14 protein-coding genes and 1 tRNA gene are annotated in these 14,152 nt (G+C 67.7%); 11 read left to right on the top strand and 4 right to left on the bottom strand.

The annotated features are described in order from the left end of the window. The first annotated feature begins 19 nt into the window (after positions 1-19). The 3 genes from K2R93_11920 to pdxA are packed head-to-tail and all read left to right on the top strand — an operon-like array spanning position 20 to position 3,949. Positions 20-1,486 (top strand): peptidyl-prolyl cis-trans isomerase, encoded by a 1,467-nt coding sequence (locus tag K2R93_11920; protein ID MBY0490539.1) that lies wholly within the window; start codon positions 20-22, stop codon positions 1,484-1,486. A gap of 49 nt (positions 1,487-1,535) precedes the next feature. Beyond that, complete coding sequence (locus tag K2R93_11915) at positions 1,536-3,026, top strand: peptidylprolyl isomerase (GenBank protein MBY0490538.1); 1,491 nt, start codon at positions 1,536-1,538, stop codon at positions 3,024-3,026. Between the two features lie 2 nt (positions 3,027-3,028). Then, complete coding sequence (gene pdxA / locus K2R93_11910; GenBank protein MBY0490537.1) at positions 3,029-3,949, top strand: 4-hydroxythreonine-4-phosphate dehydrogenase PdxA; 921 nt, start codon at positions 3,029-3,031, stop codon at positions 3,947-3,949. A gap of 121 nt (positions 3,950-4,070) precedes the next feature. Here pdxA and K2R93_11905 read toward each other — a convergent pair whose 3' ends face one another. Next, positions 4,071-4,274, bottom strand: coding sequence for a hypothetical protein (locus tag K2R93_11905; GenBank protein ID MBY0490536.1), 204 nt, complete (start codon positions 4,272-4,274; stop codon positions 4,071-4,073). Between the two features lie 276 nt (positions 4,275-4,550). Between K2R93_11905 and typA the strand changes: the two genes are divergently transcribed. From typA to K2R93_11880, 5 genes are all read left to right on the top strand, one after another. After that, positions 4,551-6,392 carry a translational GTPase TypA gene (gene typA, locus K2R93_11900; protein MBY0490535.1) on the top strand — a complete coding sequence of 614 codons (1,842 nt, stop codon included), beginning with the start codon at positions 4,551-4,553 and terminating at the stop codon, positions 6,390-6,392. 215 nt (positions 6,393-6,607) lie between these two features. After that, the gene (locus K2R93_11895) at positions 6,608-6,937 is read left to right on the top strand and encodes a hypothetical protein (protein MBY0490534.1); all 330 of its coding nucleotides are present in this window, start codon (positions 6,608-6,610) and stop codon (positions 6,935-6,937) included. A 143-nt stretch (positions 6,938-7,080) separates the two neighbouring features. Further along, positions 7,081-7,154, top strand: a tRNA-Ile gene (locus K2R93_11890). A gap of 148 nt (positions 7,155-7,302) precedes the next feature. Continuing rightward, positions 7,303-8,436 (top strand): methyltransferase, encoded by a 1,134-nt coding sequence (locus K2R93_11885; GenBank protein ID MBY0490533.1) that lies wholly within the window; start codon positions 7,303-7,305, stop codon positions 8,434-8,436. After that, entirely contained in the window at positions 8,433-9,023 is a 591-nt protein-coding gene (locus tag K2R93_11880) for a TlpA family protein disulfide reductase (protein MBY0490532.1), read from the top strand. Before K2R93_11885 ends, K2R93_11880 begins: the two co-directional genes overlap by 4 nt. Here the strand turns inward: K2R93_11880 and K2R93_11875 are convergent. The 3 genes from K2R93_11875 to K2R93_11865 are packed head-to-tail and all read right to left on the bottom strand — an operon-like array spanning position 8,959 to position 11,689. Continuing rightward, entirely contained in the window at positions 8,959-9,726 is a 768-nt protein-coding gene (locus K2R93_11875; protein MBY0490531.1) for an rRNA pseudouridine synthase, read from the bottom strand. The genes K2R93_11880 and K2R93_11875 overlap by 65 nt on opposite strands. Before the next feature lie 34 nt (positions 9,727-9,760). Next, positions 9,761-10,498, bottom strand: a complete 738-nt coding sequence (locus K2R93_11870) for an SIMPL domain-containing protein (protein MBY0490530.1) — start codon at positions 10,496-10,498, stop codon at positions 9,761-9,763. Positions 10,499-10,540: 42 nt separating this feature from the next. After that, positions 10,541-11,689, bottom strand: coding sequence for a histidine kinase (locus tag K2R93_11865; protein ID MBY0490529.1), 1,149 nt, complete (start codon positions 11,687-11,689; stop codon positions 10,541-10,543). Between the two features lie 218 nt (positions 11,690-11,907). On the opposite strand from K2R93_11865, the gene K2R93_11860 reads away from it, so the two are divergent. From K2R93_11860 to K2R93_11850, 3 genes are all read left to right on the top strand, one after another. Further along, on the top strand, positions 11,908-12,729 hold the full coding sequence (locus tag K2R93_11860) for a LytTR family DNA-binding domain-containing protein (GenBank protein MBY0490528.1): 822 nt from the start codon (positions 11,908-11,910) through the stop codon (positions 12,727-12,729). 67 nt (positions 12,730-12,796) lie between these two features. After that, on the top strand, positions 12,797-13,765 hold the full coding sequence (locus K2R93_11855) for an alpha/beta hydrolase (protein MBY0490527.1): 969 nt from the start codon (positions 12,797-12,799) through the stop codon (positions 13,763-13,765). A 97-nt stretch (positions 13,766-13,862) separates the two neighbouring features. Next, positions 13,863-14,147 carry a hypothetical protein gene (locus K2R93_11850; protein MBY0490526.1) on the top strand — a complete coding sequence of 95 codons (285 nt, stop codon included), beginning with the start codon at positions 13,863-13,865 and terminating at the stop codon, positions 14,145-14,147. Positions 14,148-14,152 lie beyond the last annotated feature (5 nt).

Raw genomic sequence — 14,152 nt, 5'->3', positions numbered from 1 at the left:
CGTGGCCGGAGTCTGCCTGATGAAATTCACCCGTGTGTCCGTCCTCGCCGCCGTGGCGTTTGCCGTTGCTTGCGGCGCGGCGTCCAATCCTGACGTCGCTGCAACCGCTGGCAGCCAGAAGCTCTCGGTCGACCGACTGGCGGGCATCCTGGGCAACTCCCAGGCGCCGCTCGAGAAGGACGTGGCGCGTTCGATCGCCGAGCTCTGGATCAACTACCAGCTCGCCAGCCAGGCCGCGGCCAAGGGCGATTCGCTCAACGATCCCAAGCTGATGCGTGATGCGCTGTGGTCGAACATCGACAACATCCGCGTCAAGAAGTTCTACGAGACCGTCTCCAAGGGCTGGGATACGCTCGCCCCGGGCACGGACGAAGATCGCTACAACAAGGGCGAAGCCTTTGCGGCGCGCCATATCCTCGTGAAGGTCGACGAGAAGGCCACGCCGGAGCAGAAGGCGGCGGCCAAGGCCAAGGCGGAAGGCATCCTCAAGGAAGCCACGCCGGCCAACTTTGCCTCGCTGGCCGCCAAGAGCGACGAGCCGGGTGCCAAGGAGCGCGGCGGTGACCTCGGCCTGTTCGGCAAGGGCATGATGGTGCCGGCGTTCGAGAAGTGCGTGACCGACCTCAAGCCGGGCGAGATCTCGAAGGCTGTCTGCGAGACGAACTTCGGTTACCACATCATCTACCGCTCGCCGTTCGCCGACGTGAAGGACAAGTTCGCGCCGATCGCCAAGCAGCGGAACGTGGCCATCGCCGAGAGCACGTACCTCGCCAAGCTCGAGACGGCGAACAACGTGAAGCTCGAGAGCGGCATCGAGGTGAAGGCCAAGGCGATCGCCAAGAACACGATCGGCTACGCCAAGGACAACTCGACGATTGCCAGTTACAAGGGTGGGGAACTGACGGCCTCGCGCTTCGCCGAGTGGCTGAACGCGTATCCGCCTTCGTCGCAGATCCGTCCGCAGCTGGTGCAGGCGCCGGATTCGATGGTCTCCAAGTTCGTCAAGCAGATCGTCCGCAACGAGCTCGTGCTCAAGCAGGCCGACAGCGCGAAGTTCGTGGCCGACTCGGGCGAGCTCTCGAACCTGTTCCTGAACTACAAGAACGCCCTGACGCAGACGTGGACGTCGCTCGGCGTGGAGCCGGGCAAGCTGGCCGACAGTGCGAAGGCGGGTGGCAGCAAGGACGCGATCGCGTCGGAGCGCGTCGAGAAGTTCTTCGACAAGCTCGTCAAGAACGAAGTGCCGTTCGTGGACGTGCCGTATCCGGTCGTGCGCGCGCTGCACATCAAGTACGACTTCGCGCTCAACGAGGCCGGCCTCGATCGCGTGATCGAGAAGGCCAAGACGGTGCGTGCGTCGGCGGACAGCTCGAAGGCGGGCAAGGCGCCGGCTGGCGCGCCGCCGGCGGGTGCGGCTCCGGGTGGTGCAGCGCCGGCTCCGGCGCCGGCGGCTCCGCCGGCCGCTGACACCGGCAAGAAGAAGTAAGGACGAGGCGGGCCGGAAACCCCGGCCCGTCATACGGGTACCCTGGGGAATGATGCCTCGACTGCTCTCCCTGCTCACCGGCGCCGCGATTGTCGCGGCGCCGGTGTCGCTTTCCCGCGCGCAGGGCGCGGGCTCGCAGCCACCGGCCAAGCCGCCGGTCAAGGCGCCTGCCAAGACGCCGGAAAAGGCCCCCGCGAAGGCGCCCGCGAAGGCACCCGCTGCGGCGCCGACGGCGGTGGCGAAGCCGACGCTGACGGCGGCCGACACGGCCAATCTGCTGCCGCTCGACGGCGTGGCGGCGATCGTCGGCGATCAGGTCATCCTGATCTCCGAGGTCATGGCGGCGGTCAACACCGAGCGCGCCAGCGGGCGCGTGAAGGTGGAGTCGGCCAAGGATCTCGCGAAGGTGGAGACGGACGTCCTCAACCAGCTCGTCGACGCCGAACTGCTCGTGCAGAAGGCCAAGACGGAGAAGGTGGAGGTCAACGACGTCGATATTCAGCTGGATGTCGACAACCTCGAGAAGCGCGCCCGTGCCAGCTTCAAGACCGAGGCCGAGTTCCGGGGCGCCCTCAAGGAGAGCGGCTTCGGCACGCTCGAAGAGTGGCGCAAGATGCAGTTCGATCAGGCCAAGCGCGGCAAGCTGCAGCAGGGGATCATGTCCAAGCTGCAGCGCGACGGCAAAGTCACGGCGGTGAATGTCACCGATGCCGAAATCGCCGACGCCTTCAACAACGTCAAGGATCGCCTGCCGCCCAAGCCGGCGCGCGTTGGCATCCGGCAGATCGTCATCGCCACCAAGGCGAGCGATGCGGCGAAGAAGCGGGCGAAGGACAAGGCGGACTCGCTGCGGGCGGAGCTCGAGAAGCACCCGGAAGATTTCGAGAGCGTGGCCAAGCGCTTTTCGATGGACCCCGGCTCGGCGGAGCTTGGCGGTGATCTCGGCTGGAATCGCCGCGGGCGCATGGTGGCCGAGTTCGACCGCGTCATGTTCGGGATGAACCCGGGCGTGCTGAGCCCCGTGTTCGAAACGCAGTACGGGTATCACATCGTGCGCGTGGACCGGGTGCAGCCGGCGGAAGTGAAGGCGCGCCACATCCTGATTCGCCCCACGACCGACAGCACCGACGAAACGCGGACGCGGCTGCTGGCCGACTCGGTGGCGGCGGCGTGGCGCAAGGGCGGGAGCTTCGACTCGCTCAGCGTGAAGTTCCACGATGAGTCGTCGGGCGAAGAGAAGACCATTCCGGAGTTCCCGCGCGACTCATTGCCGGTGGACTACAAGAATGCGCTCGAAGGGAAGAAGCTGAACGAGATCACGGCGCCGTTCCCGATTCCCGACCCGCAGTCGAACGTGCACAAGTTCGTGGTGGCGCAGGTCACCTTCCTGGATGAAGCCGGCGAGTACACGCAGGCGGAGTACCGGGATCGGATCCGCGATCAGCTGGCCGAAGAGCGGAAGATGCGGCGCCTCATCGACACGCTGAAGAAGCAGACCTACGTGTCGATCCGGTACACGCCCGACCCGAACGCGAAGTGACTGTGCGGCTCGCCCTCACGCTGGGCGACCCGCGCGGCATCGGCCCGGAGATTGTGGCCAAGGCGCTCAACGACCCACGTATCGGGGCGTTGGGCGCCGCGTGGTTTGTGCTGGGCGGCGACGAGGATTTTGCGCCCACCGCCGAGATCGCGGAGCGGGTGAGCGGCTGGCTGCGGCGCGACGAGGGCGCGGAGGGGCGCCTCGCGGCGGCGGGACGCTTTGCCGGTCGCGCGGTAGAGCGCGCGGCGCGGATGGCGCTGGCGGGGCAGGTGGACGGCATGGTCACGGCGCCCCTCGACAAGGCGGCGCTGCTGGCCGGTGGCTACGACTACCCGGGGCACACGGAGATGCTCGCCGCCATCGCGGATGTGCCGACCACGATGATGCTGGCCAGCGACCGCCTGCGCGTGGTGCTCGCCACGACGCACATCGCGCTGCGCGACGTGCCGCGCGCGCTCACCTTTGATGCGCTGCATATCGCGGCGCACGGGACCCGCGAGGGGCTCAAGCGCGACTTCGGCATTCCGGCGCCCCGCATTGCGCTGTGCGCCATGAATCCGCACGCCGGCGACCACGGCCGCTTCGGCACCGAAGACGACGACCTCCTCACGCCGGCCGCGCGCGCCCTGGGGCTCGCCGGTCCACTCCCCGCCGACACGGTGTTCGTGCGGGCCATGCGCGGCGAATTCGACGCCGTCATCGCGCCGTACCACGACGTGGGGATGACCGCCATTAAGGTGGCCAGCTTCGGGAGTGCCGTGAACGTCACGCTCGGCCTCCCCTTCGTTCGCACCAGCCCCGATCACGGCACCGCGCTCGATATCGCCGGGCAGGGGATCGCCAGCGCGGAGAGCATGATCCGCGCGATGGAAGTGGCGGTGGAGATGATCCACCGCCGGAAGAACCCACCACCCGCGACCTAGAGCCCGAGACCCGGAACCGATCAGTTGAGGGTATCGGGTTTTTGGTATTGGGTTGTGGGTGGGAACGGAAACAGGCGGACGCGTCCGCGTCCGCCTGTCATGGAAGGGGAATCTGGTTGGCTCAGGAGCCCGGCGACGACGTGTTTTCCCCGCGGGTCTGCTCGTACTCCGGTCGATCGCTGTAGCCGTATCCACCGAACACTTCACCGCCGCGCATGTAATCGTGGCCGTAGCCACGGCCCAGGGGATATCCGGCGGAGGCGCGGGCGGTGGACGTGGTGCTGCCTCGGGATTCGCTGGGCGTGCCCTGCTGCTCGTTGTGCATCGGTCCCTCCAACGTGGGTGGTCCGAACGGGTGTGTCATGACGGTACGGCGCGGGGACGGCCGGAGCAAGCTGATCCACGGGGCTCGCCGCGCGTCACACCGGCAGGATTCCATCGGGCGCGCCGCCGCACCATCAGGCGAGCCCTGACGCCCGCCCCGCGCCGCGCCAACCGCCCCCGAAAGGTCCGAAAATCGCGCAGGTTGTGGCCAGATCGTGACTTCCGGCCCCTCGCGCCCGTTGAATACGGCCCCCGGACTCCGCTAGCTTTGAAGGCTATGCACATTCGTAACGTCGCCATCATCGCGCACGTCGACCACGGGAAGACGACCCTCGTCGACAAGATGCTCCGCCAGGCTGGGGCTTTCCGCGAAAATCAGGTCGTCGAAGAACGCGTGATGGACTCCAATCCGCTCGAAAAGGAGCGGGGGATCACCATTCTCGCGAAGAACACGTCGATCCGGTGGAAGGACACGAAGATCAACATCGTGGACACCCCGGGGCACGCGGACTTCGGCGGCGAAGTGGAGCGCATCCTGCGCATGGTGGACGGCGTGCTGCTGGTGGTCGACGCGTTCGACGGCCCGATGCCGCAGACCCGGTTCGTGCTCCGCAAGGCGCTCGAACTCGGGCGCACCCCGATCATCGTCATCAACAAGATCGACCGCCCGGGCGCCGACCCGCTGCGCGTGCACGATGAGGTGTTGAGCCTCTTCATCGAGCTCGAAGCCAGCGAAGAGCAGCTCGACAGCCCGGTCGTCTACTGCAGCGCCAAGAACGGGATCTCCACGCTCGACATGGACGTCGAGCCGGTGGACTTCACGCCGCTCTTCGACACGATCGTCAAGACCGTGCCGGCGCCGCCGAATGATTCGGAAGGTCCGTTCCAGATGCTGGTCTCCACGATCGACTACTCGGCCTACCTCGGCCGTCTGGCCATCGGGCGTATCGAGCGTGGCACGGTGCACATGGGCGACTCGATCACCCTCGTCACCACCGACAGCAGCGTGGCCCCGGTGCGCGGCCGCGTGACCAAGCTGTACGGCTACGAAGGGCTCGAGCGCGTCGAAATCGAGCAGGCGTCGGCCGGTGAGATCGTGCAGCTGGCGGGCTTTGAGGACGTCGATATCGGCAATACCCTCACCGATCCGTCGGCCCCCGAGGCGCTCGAAGGCATCAGCGTGGAAGAACCCACCATCAGCGTGGACTTCCTGGTCAACAATTCGCCGTTCGCGGGCAAGGACGGCAAGTTCGTGACGTCGCGGCAGATCCGTGAGCGCCTGTACAAGGAGCTCGAGCGCAATGTGGCGCTCAAGGTCGAGGACACCGACACGACCGACGCCTGGAGCGTCTCCGGTCGCGGCGAACTGCACCTCTCCATTCTCATGGAGACGATGCGCCGCGAGGGCTTCGAATTCCAGGTGTCGCGCCCGCGCGTGATCACGCGCACCGGCGACAATGGCGAGAAGCTCGAGCCGTTCGAGGAGCTCGCCATCGACGTGCCGGAAGACTACCTCGGCGTCGTCATCGAGAAGCTCGGTCCCCGCAAGGCCGAGATGATCGAGATGAAGAACCCGGGGCAGGGGCTTGTGCGCCTGCTGTACCGCGTGCCGGCGCGAGGGCTCTTTGGCTTCCGCAGTGAATTCCTGACCGATACCCGCGGCACCGGCATCATGCACCACCGCTTCCTGGAGTACGGGCCGTGGGCGGGGCCGCTCTCGGGTCGCTCGCGCGGCGTGCTGGTGTCCATGGAAAACGGCACCATCGTGGCCTTCGCCCTCTTCAGCCTGCAGGAGCGCTCGACGCTCTTCGTGACACCCGGTGACGCGGTGTACGAGGGGATGCTGATCGGCGAGAACTCGCGTCCGGGGGACATGGACGTGAACCCCTGCAAGGAAAAGAAGCTCACGAACATGCGCTCGAAGGGCGCGGACGAAGCGATCACGCTCGAGCCGCCCCGCCAGCTCACGCTCGAAAGCGCACTCGAGTACATCGAGGACGACGAGCTGATCGAGGTCACGCCCACGAGCATCCGGCTGCGCAAGCGCATGCTCTCGGCGAGCGATCGCAAGCGCGTCACGCGCGAGGTCAAGCGGGAGCGGGACCGCGCCTCGGCCTGAGCCGGCCGGTCGGGTACGGTAGGGTATGCGGGCGCCTCGGCTGTTCTGCCGATGGCGCCCGCATCATTTTGCGCCGTCGTGCGTAGTTTCGGGTTGCGCCCCGGCGCGGTCCTGCCGATACTCCCGACAGCGCCACCCGGTTCGGTACGGAACCCGGCGTGGCATCACGGTGTCGCACCGACATTCATCTTCCACACTCGCAGGAGAATCGTCTCATGTTGGAGCTGTTCGGGTCGTCGTCGCTGGACGCGCTCGAAGAGAAGGGTCAGTCCTCGGTCTTCGCGGGCGCGTTTGCGCTGGCGGCCGACGACGACGAGGATTTCGACGACGAGGGTTTTGACGACGAAGATCTCGACGAAGACGACGACGAGGAGGATGACGTCGACTTCGAAGACGATGATCTCGACGACGACCTCGATGATGACCTCGACGACGACGATGATGACTTCGACGACGACGAGGACGATGATGACGACGAAGACGACGAGGATTACGACTACGATGATCTCGACGGCTTTGGCGACGAGGATGATCCGGACGCCTGATCCGCGACCGGTACTGGCCTAGGGCCAGCGCGCAGGCCCCGAGCAAGGCCTCGGCAGGGCGCCCTTGTCGGGGCCGCATCATTCAGATACATTATGCGGCTCTGGTAGATTGGCGCACGGCGAAAGCCGACGGGCCTGGTACCGGGCCTGTAGCTCAGGTGGTTAGAGCGCACGCCTGATAAGCGTGAGGTCAGAGGTTCAACTCCTCTCAGGCCCACTGCAGTGTTCACGACAGCGGCGATCCTCAGGGGTCGCCGTTTGTCGTTTGGGGCGCTCCGGCCCCTCCAGCCACCCTTTTCGCCCCCAGCCCGATGGCCGACTCCCGCCCCTGGTTCGTCGCCCCCCGACGGGTTGCCGACTGTACCGTGCGCGTAGCCAGTCGGGCTGGGGTCATCGCCCACGGCAGCACCGACGCCCCCACCGAGATGCTCGCGGAAGCCGTCGCGGCCCTTGAGGGGGACGGGAAGGCCTCGCTGCATCTGGCCTCCGGGAATGGCATCGTGGCCGCCGTGGCCGCGGCTCGTGGCTTCGATGTCACCGCGCTTGATCGGTATGCGCCCCACGCCGAGGCGACCGCGCGCACGCTAGAGGCCAATGACGTGCCGGACGCGCGCACGCGGGCGCGCCACGCTGTGCTGCCGGCCAACGAGCCCGATCCGATTCGCGACCGTTCGCAGTACCTCGTGACGCTGCGCATTCCCACCGATCGCGTGGGGGTGCAGCAGGCCGTCGAAGAGGCGTTTCGCGTGCTGCGCACCGGCGGCACCCTGCTCATGGCCGGCGCGAACGATGAGGGCGCGCGCACGGCGGCCAAGTCGCTCGAGGCGTACTTCGGCAATGCGAGCCTCGAAGCACAGCACAGCGGCTGCCGGCTCCTGCGCGCCACCCGCACGAGCGCGCAACCACTCGGGAACTTCGGGCACGCCTGGACCGATCCGCTGCGCGCCCACGAACTCGTCATCCCGATCGCCGGGATTCCCACGGCCGTCTACACGCGCCCGGGGGTCTTCTCGTGGGAGCACCTCGACGATGCCACCGCCATTCTGCTCGATCTGATGCAGGTCCCCAACGGCGCCTCGGTGCTGGATCTGGGGTGCGGCGCCGGGATCCTGGCCATCGCCGCCGCGCGTCTGAGCGGATCCGGGCGCGTACTGGGCGTGGACGCCGACGCCGATGCCGTGCGCTGCGCGCGGCTCACGCTGCGCGAGGCGGGCGTCTCGAACGTGGAGATTCGCGCCAGTGATGTCGATGACGCGGTGGGCGACGAGCGCTTCGATGTGATCATCACCAATCCGCCCTTTCACCTCGGCAAGGCCACCGAGCTCACGATTCCGCGGGCGTTCATCGATGCCGCCGACGCGCATCTCGCGCCGGGGGGCTCGCTGTTTCTCGTGGCCAATCGCCAACTCCCCTACGAACGCCTCGTCGCCGAGCGCTTTGGCGCCGTGCAGACGTTGCACGACGGCCGTCGCTTCAAGGTGCTCGGCGCCCGGCGATGAGTACGACTGGAGCGCCGGTGCCGAGCCGTTCACGCTGGCGGCGCTGGCTCACGCTCCCCAATCTGTTCACCGCCGGTGTGCTGCTCTGGGCGGCGCCGCGCTGCTGGCCGCATGTGGAAGCGCTGGCCGGCATGCGGCACCGCACCCGCGAGCGCGTGGCGCAGTTCACGGTGACCACGCGTGATGGGCGAACCCTGAACGCCGAATCGCTGCGCGGCCGCGTCGTGCTCATCAACGTCTGGGCCACGTGGTGCCCGCCCTGTCGCGCCGAGATGCCGGCGCTCCGCCAGCTGGCCGACGCGTATGCGGCCGACAGTGTGGTCGTGCTGGGCTTCAGCGTCGATCGTGGCCCCGCGGCCGCCGTCGATGCGTTTCTGCGCGACCGGCACATCACCTATCCCGTCGCGATCGTCAGTGATGGCGTGATCGCCGCGCTGGGGGGCGTGCAGGGCTATCCGACGAGCTTTCTGCTCGATCGGCAGGGCGTCATTCGGCACACGGTGATCGGACCGGTCGGGCCGCTCACCCTGCGTCCGGCGATCCGTCGGCTGGTGGCCGAGTCGAAGGGGTCGCGCCCTTCGTCTTGACGGCGCTCGCCGCAAGCGCGGCGACCTCGTCACCCGTCAGGAGGCGCCATGCCCCCGGCGCGAGATCGCCCAGCGTGACGGAGCCGAACGCGGTGCGGTGCAGCGCCTGCACGTGATTGCCCACCGCCGCGAACATGCGGCGGACCTGGTGATATCGCCCTTCGTGTACGGTTACTGCCACGCGCGTCGCGTCGAGCACGGTGAGCGTGGCCGGAAGCAGCGGGCTGGATTCACCCGCGAGCCGCAACGTGCCGCTCGCAAACTGCTCGGCTTCATCGCCCCGCAACGGCTCGGCGAGCGTGGCCTCGTAGGTCTTGGCGACGTGCGACCGCGGTGACGTCAGCCGATGGTTGAGCGCCCCATCGTCGGTCAGGAGCAACAGCCCGCTCGTGTCGGCATCGAGGCGGCCCACGGTGGCCATCACCGGATCGCGATGCGGGAAGCGTGCCGGCAGCAACTCATACACGAGCGGGGGGCGGTCACTGGTGGAGCAGACGTACCCCACGGGTTTGTGCAGCAGGACGACGCTGCCGGCGGGAGGATCGAGCGGCTCGCCATCCACCAGGATGTCGTGCGGTGGCGGCTGATCGCTGGCGCGCCATGGACGTCCGTTCGCGCTCGTCACGCGCCGCGCGGCAATCAGCGCTTCCGCTTCACGGCGGGTGCCATAGCCGAGTCGGGACAGCGCCCGGGCGAGCGACATCAGCAGCGCCTCACGGCAGCCGGAGCGCGCGCGGTCAGCGGAGCCCGTAGCTCACGGTGGTCACCACGCGAACGCGCTTGACCACCTGCATCTCCTCCGAAATACCCTGCGCCTGATCGCGCGGCAGGATCTCGAAGTATCCCTGCGTGGCGTTGCGGATACCGGAGAGCTCGCTCTGCGAATCCTTCGCGAACTGCTCGGCGGCCTGCCGCGCGCGCGCCGTGGCCTCGGCGATCATCACCGGCTTCAGGTCGTTGAGCTTCGTGAAGACAAAGGTGGGGCCGCCGCTGCCATACTCCTGACCCGACGACAGGACCACGCCTTCGCGCACGAGGTCCGGCACCCGCTGGCTGGCCGCCTGCACCTGGTCAACGAGCGTGGAGCGTACCACGATCGTCTGCCGGATCACGTAGCGCGACGCATTGTCGCCCCCGCCCATGGTGCGGGAGTCCTGCACTGAGAATTCCTGCACCGTCAGCTCGGAGCCGGTGCTGTCGAGCCCCTGCGCATGCAGAAAGGCGCGGACCGCCTTCACGTTCTGCTCGAGTACGGCGTTGGCGCGCGCGAGATCGTTGTCGGTCGCCACGAGACGGAGCGGCCAGATCGCGAGATCGGCCTTGGCCTCCTTCTCCGAAACGCCCTTCACTTCGACGGTGCGATCGGCGGTGCGCATGCGCGCGAAGCCGCCGCCGATGAGCGCGCCGGCGCCGGCCGCACCAAGGGCAAGGACAACAGCGGGGACCAGCAAGGCGGTGCGCGAAGAGTCCGTCATAGCACGTCGGAGGCAGAAGTCGGATGCAAAGTATGCTGGCGGTTACGCCTCGTCCAACGGCAGCCTGATCTCCACGCGACAGCCCCCCGTGGGGAGGTTGCTCATGCGAAACGCGTAGCGATCCCCGTAGAGCATCGCGAGGCGCGACCGGGTATTCGTGAGCCCGATGCCGAGGCCGTCGACGCTCGGGACGGCGGCGAGGAAGCGCCCGCTGGTCGTGAGCAGGCCGTCGAGCCCCTTGCCGTTGTCCTCGACGACGATCTCCATGCTGTTTCCCTGACGGGAGAGGCGCACTTCGATGCACTGGTCGCGGTGGCCCGGCGCGAGGCCGTGCTTGAGGGCGTTCTCCACCAGCGGCTGCAGCAGGAAGCTGGGGATCATCGCATCGACCACCGACGGATCCACCGAAATGTCGGCTTCGAGCCCCTCGCCGTACCGGACGCGGGCAATCTGGAGATACAGCTCGACCAGCTCGATCTCCTGCCAGACCGGAATGACCGACTGGGCCGCACTCCGCAGCGACAGCCGCAGGAGATCGCTGACCCGCACCAGGGTACGCTGCGCGGTGCGCACGTCCATCTCCATCAGCTCGTTGACCGAGTTGAGCGCGTTGAAGAGAAAGTGCGGATTGAGTTGCATGCGCAGCGCTTCGAGGGTGGTGCGGGCGAGCTTCTGCTCGAGCTCCGCCGCCGCGCGATCCCGCTCGCGGTAGCGGCGCACGAACTCGACCATGTACGCGGCGCCGAGCACGGCCCAGTAGAGCACCACCTGAAAGTCGAGGTGGTTGACGAGCACCATGCGCACCGCGAAGGTGTAGCTCGTCACCTGCCCGACGGCGCCGAAGACGTGGTCGAGCCAGGCGATCGCGAGGACGTCTGCGGTGCAAACGATTGCGGTGGCAACCATGTGCGTCGCCAGCCACGGAAGGATTCGCGCCGTGTCGAGCTTGACCCGATCGACCAGGGTGAGGATCAGCTGCGACCAGAGGCTCCAGAGCATCCAGGCGGAGCCCTGCCACAGGAGCGCCGTGCCCAGGCTGTAATGCGTCCCGGAGGCGTCTCCCACGAGGCGCATCTGCACGCCAGCGAGCGTGGCCGGCAGGATCCACACGAGTGCGAACAGCAGACGCGTGAGCCGACGCAGGCGACGGCCCTCGTCGGCGATGGTCAATGGCAGTGCGGGAGCACTCATGCGGGCGCGAGGAGAATCGGGCGATCGGTGGAACTACGAGCCGGCGGATCCGTAGTAATGCTGGGGAGCACGTGCAGCCTGCTGGCTGCACTTTCGCTCGACGGGAAATTGTGCAACCATCCCCTCGTTCTGTGATGTGCGCCAGCGTGACTGTGCCATGATGCATGGGAACGCGCGCACGTGCCATGGTGGATCCTGCCCTTGGAGGGAGAAATCGCGTGCGAGTCCTGATCGTGGATGACGAGGCGCTGGCTCGCCAGCGTGTGCGGCGGCTGCTGCAGAATGAGTCCGACGTCGAAATCGTCGGCGAAGCCGAGTCCGGTCACGATGCGGTGGCGATGATTCGCGAGCTGCAGCCGGATCTGGTCTGCCTCGACGTGCAGATGCCGGGACTGGACGGCTTCGGCGTGCTCCGGGAGCTCGACGGCAGCACGGTGCCCATGGTGCTGTTCATCACCGCCTACGATGAACATGCCCAGCGGGCGTTTGATGTACATGCGGTGGACTACGTCCTCAAGCCGGTCGACGACGAGCGCTTCCGTGCCGCCTTCGACAAGGCGCGCAAGCAGCGGGCGAATGCGCAGGCGGCCGAGCGGCTGGGCGAACTGCTGGAGACGGTGCGCCGGCTCGCGGACGGCGGCAGCGCCGAGCCGAAGGCGGACACCGGGAACGGCGGGGCAGCGGCGCCGGCGGGCGGCGGCGGCCGCTATGCGAGCCGCATCCTGGTCAAGCAGGACGGGCGCATGTTCTTCGTGAAAACCACGGAGATCGACTGGATCGAGGCCGATCGCAACTACGTGCGCCTGCATGTCGGCAAGACCGCGCACACCATTCGCGAGCGGATCAGCCATCTCGAGGAAACGCTCGACCCGCGCCTGTTCGCGCGGATCCACCGCTCGACGATCGTGAACCTCAACCGCGTGCGCGAAATGCAGCAGTGGTTCTCGGGCGATTACGTGGTCATCCTCGAGGATGGCACGCGACTCCGGCTGAGCCGGCACTACCGCGATCGCGTCGAGAAGCAGGTGGGCGTGGGCTGAGTCCCGCCCGGTCCACACCACCTCCATGGGGACCTCGCTATCTTGCGAGGTCCCCATTTTCGTCTCCGTGGCCTTTCCTGACCTCACTCCGGTGCCGCCAGCCAGCTGGCAGTCGCTCGTCGTGTCGCTGCTCGTGCGGGCGCGCATGCGGCCGCACGCCCATCGGCCCATCGATCCGCTCTGGGTGCGGAGCCAGATGGGCCGTCCGCGTGCGGCGCGGCGGTTGATGGCGCGTGCCACCGGGGCGCACTATCGGGAGCTGCCGCCGAGTGCCGGCTGGCCGGGGGGCGAACTGCTTACCCCCCCGCAGGCGAGCGATACGTCGCCGGTCCTGCTGTACCTCCACGGGGGCGGCTACATCGCCTGCTCGCCGGAAACGCACCGCTCGCTCGTGGGCTCGCTGGTGCAGCGCCTCGGCGCGCACGGGTATGTCCCGCGCTATCGCCTGGCACCCGAGCATCCATATCCGGCGGCACTCGACGATGCGAAGGCAGCGTATCGCCATCTGCTGGATGTCGTGGGAGTCGCGCCCGAGCGGCTGGTGGTCGCCGGCGACTCCGCGGGGGGCGGGCTCGCACTCGCGCTTGTGATGGCCGCGCGTGATGCCGGCTGGCCCCTCCCGGCGGCGGTGGTCACATACAGCCCGTGGACCGATCTCGCCGGCACGGGCGCGTCGCTCGACGAAAACACTGAGCGGTGCGCGATGTTTGCCGGTGACACCATTCGCCGGGCGGCGCAGTTCTACGCCGGCGCGGCGGATCCCCGGACGCCCTATCTCTCCCCGCTGTATGGGAGTTATCACGGCTTTCCGCCGCTGCTGCTGCATGCGAGCACCGACGAAGTGCTGCGCGACGATACGCTCCGGGTCGCGGCGCGTGCCCGAGAGGCCGGCGTCGCGGTGGAGCTGGCCCTCTGGGCGCGCGTGCCACACGTCTGGCAGTTCTTCGCGGCCGTGCTCCCGGAGGCGCGGGCGTCGTTGGCCGCCACCGAGGCGTTTGTCCGTCGGCAGCTCGAGGCGGTACGCGCCCGGGTGTGACCGGGGTCGCCGTTACGTTCGAACATCGGCGCCCCCGGGCGTGACGATTCGTGACGGGGCACGGGCGCACGCCGTCCTGCGCTCAGTAGCCCCCGCCATGACCGACATCTTCCCCGTCTATCGCCCACCCGACTGGTATCCGCTGCAGCGTGCGCTGTCTGCGGTGTTCGGGATCGCCGCGACCGATGCCAGCAAGAGCTTCTGGTTCATCGGCTACGTCGAGGGGCCGGTGGACGTCGGGGAGTTGCGCCTCTACGAGCACAGCACCACCCGCCGACGGATCGCCCTCGACGCGCACGGCAGTGCCTTTCGCTTCGTGGAGTCCATCGGACACTACGTGCGGGTCGATGATGAAGCGGCGTTGATCGAGGCGCTGGTGTGAACCGG

The sequence above is a fragment of the Gemmatimonadaceae bacterium genome (genome assembly GCA_019752115.1).
Lineage (GTDB): Bacteria > Gemmatimonadota > Gemmatimonadetes > Gemmatimonadales > Gemmatimonadaceae > Gemmatimonas.
The sequence above is the reverse complement of the archived record's forward strand: the minus strand, read 5'-3'. Positions and strand labels throughout refer to the sequence as shown.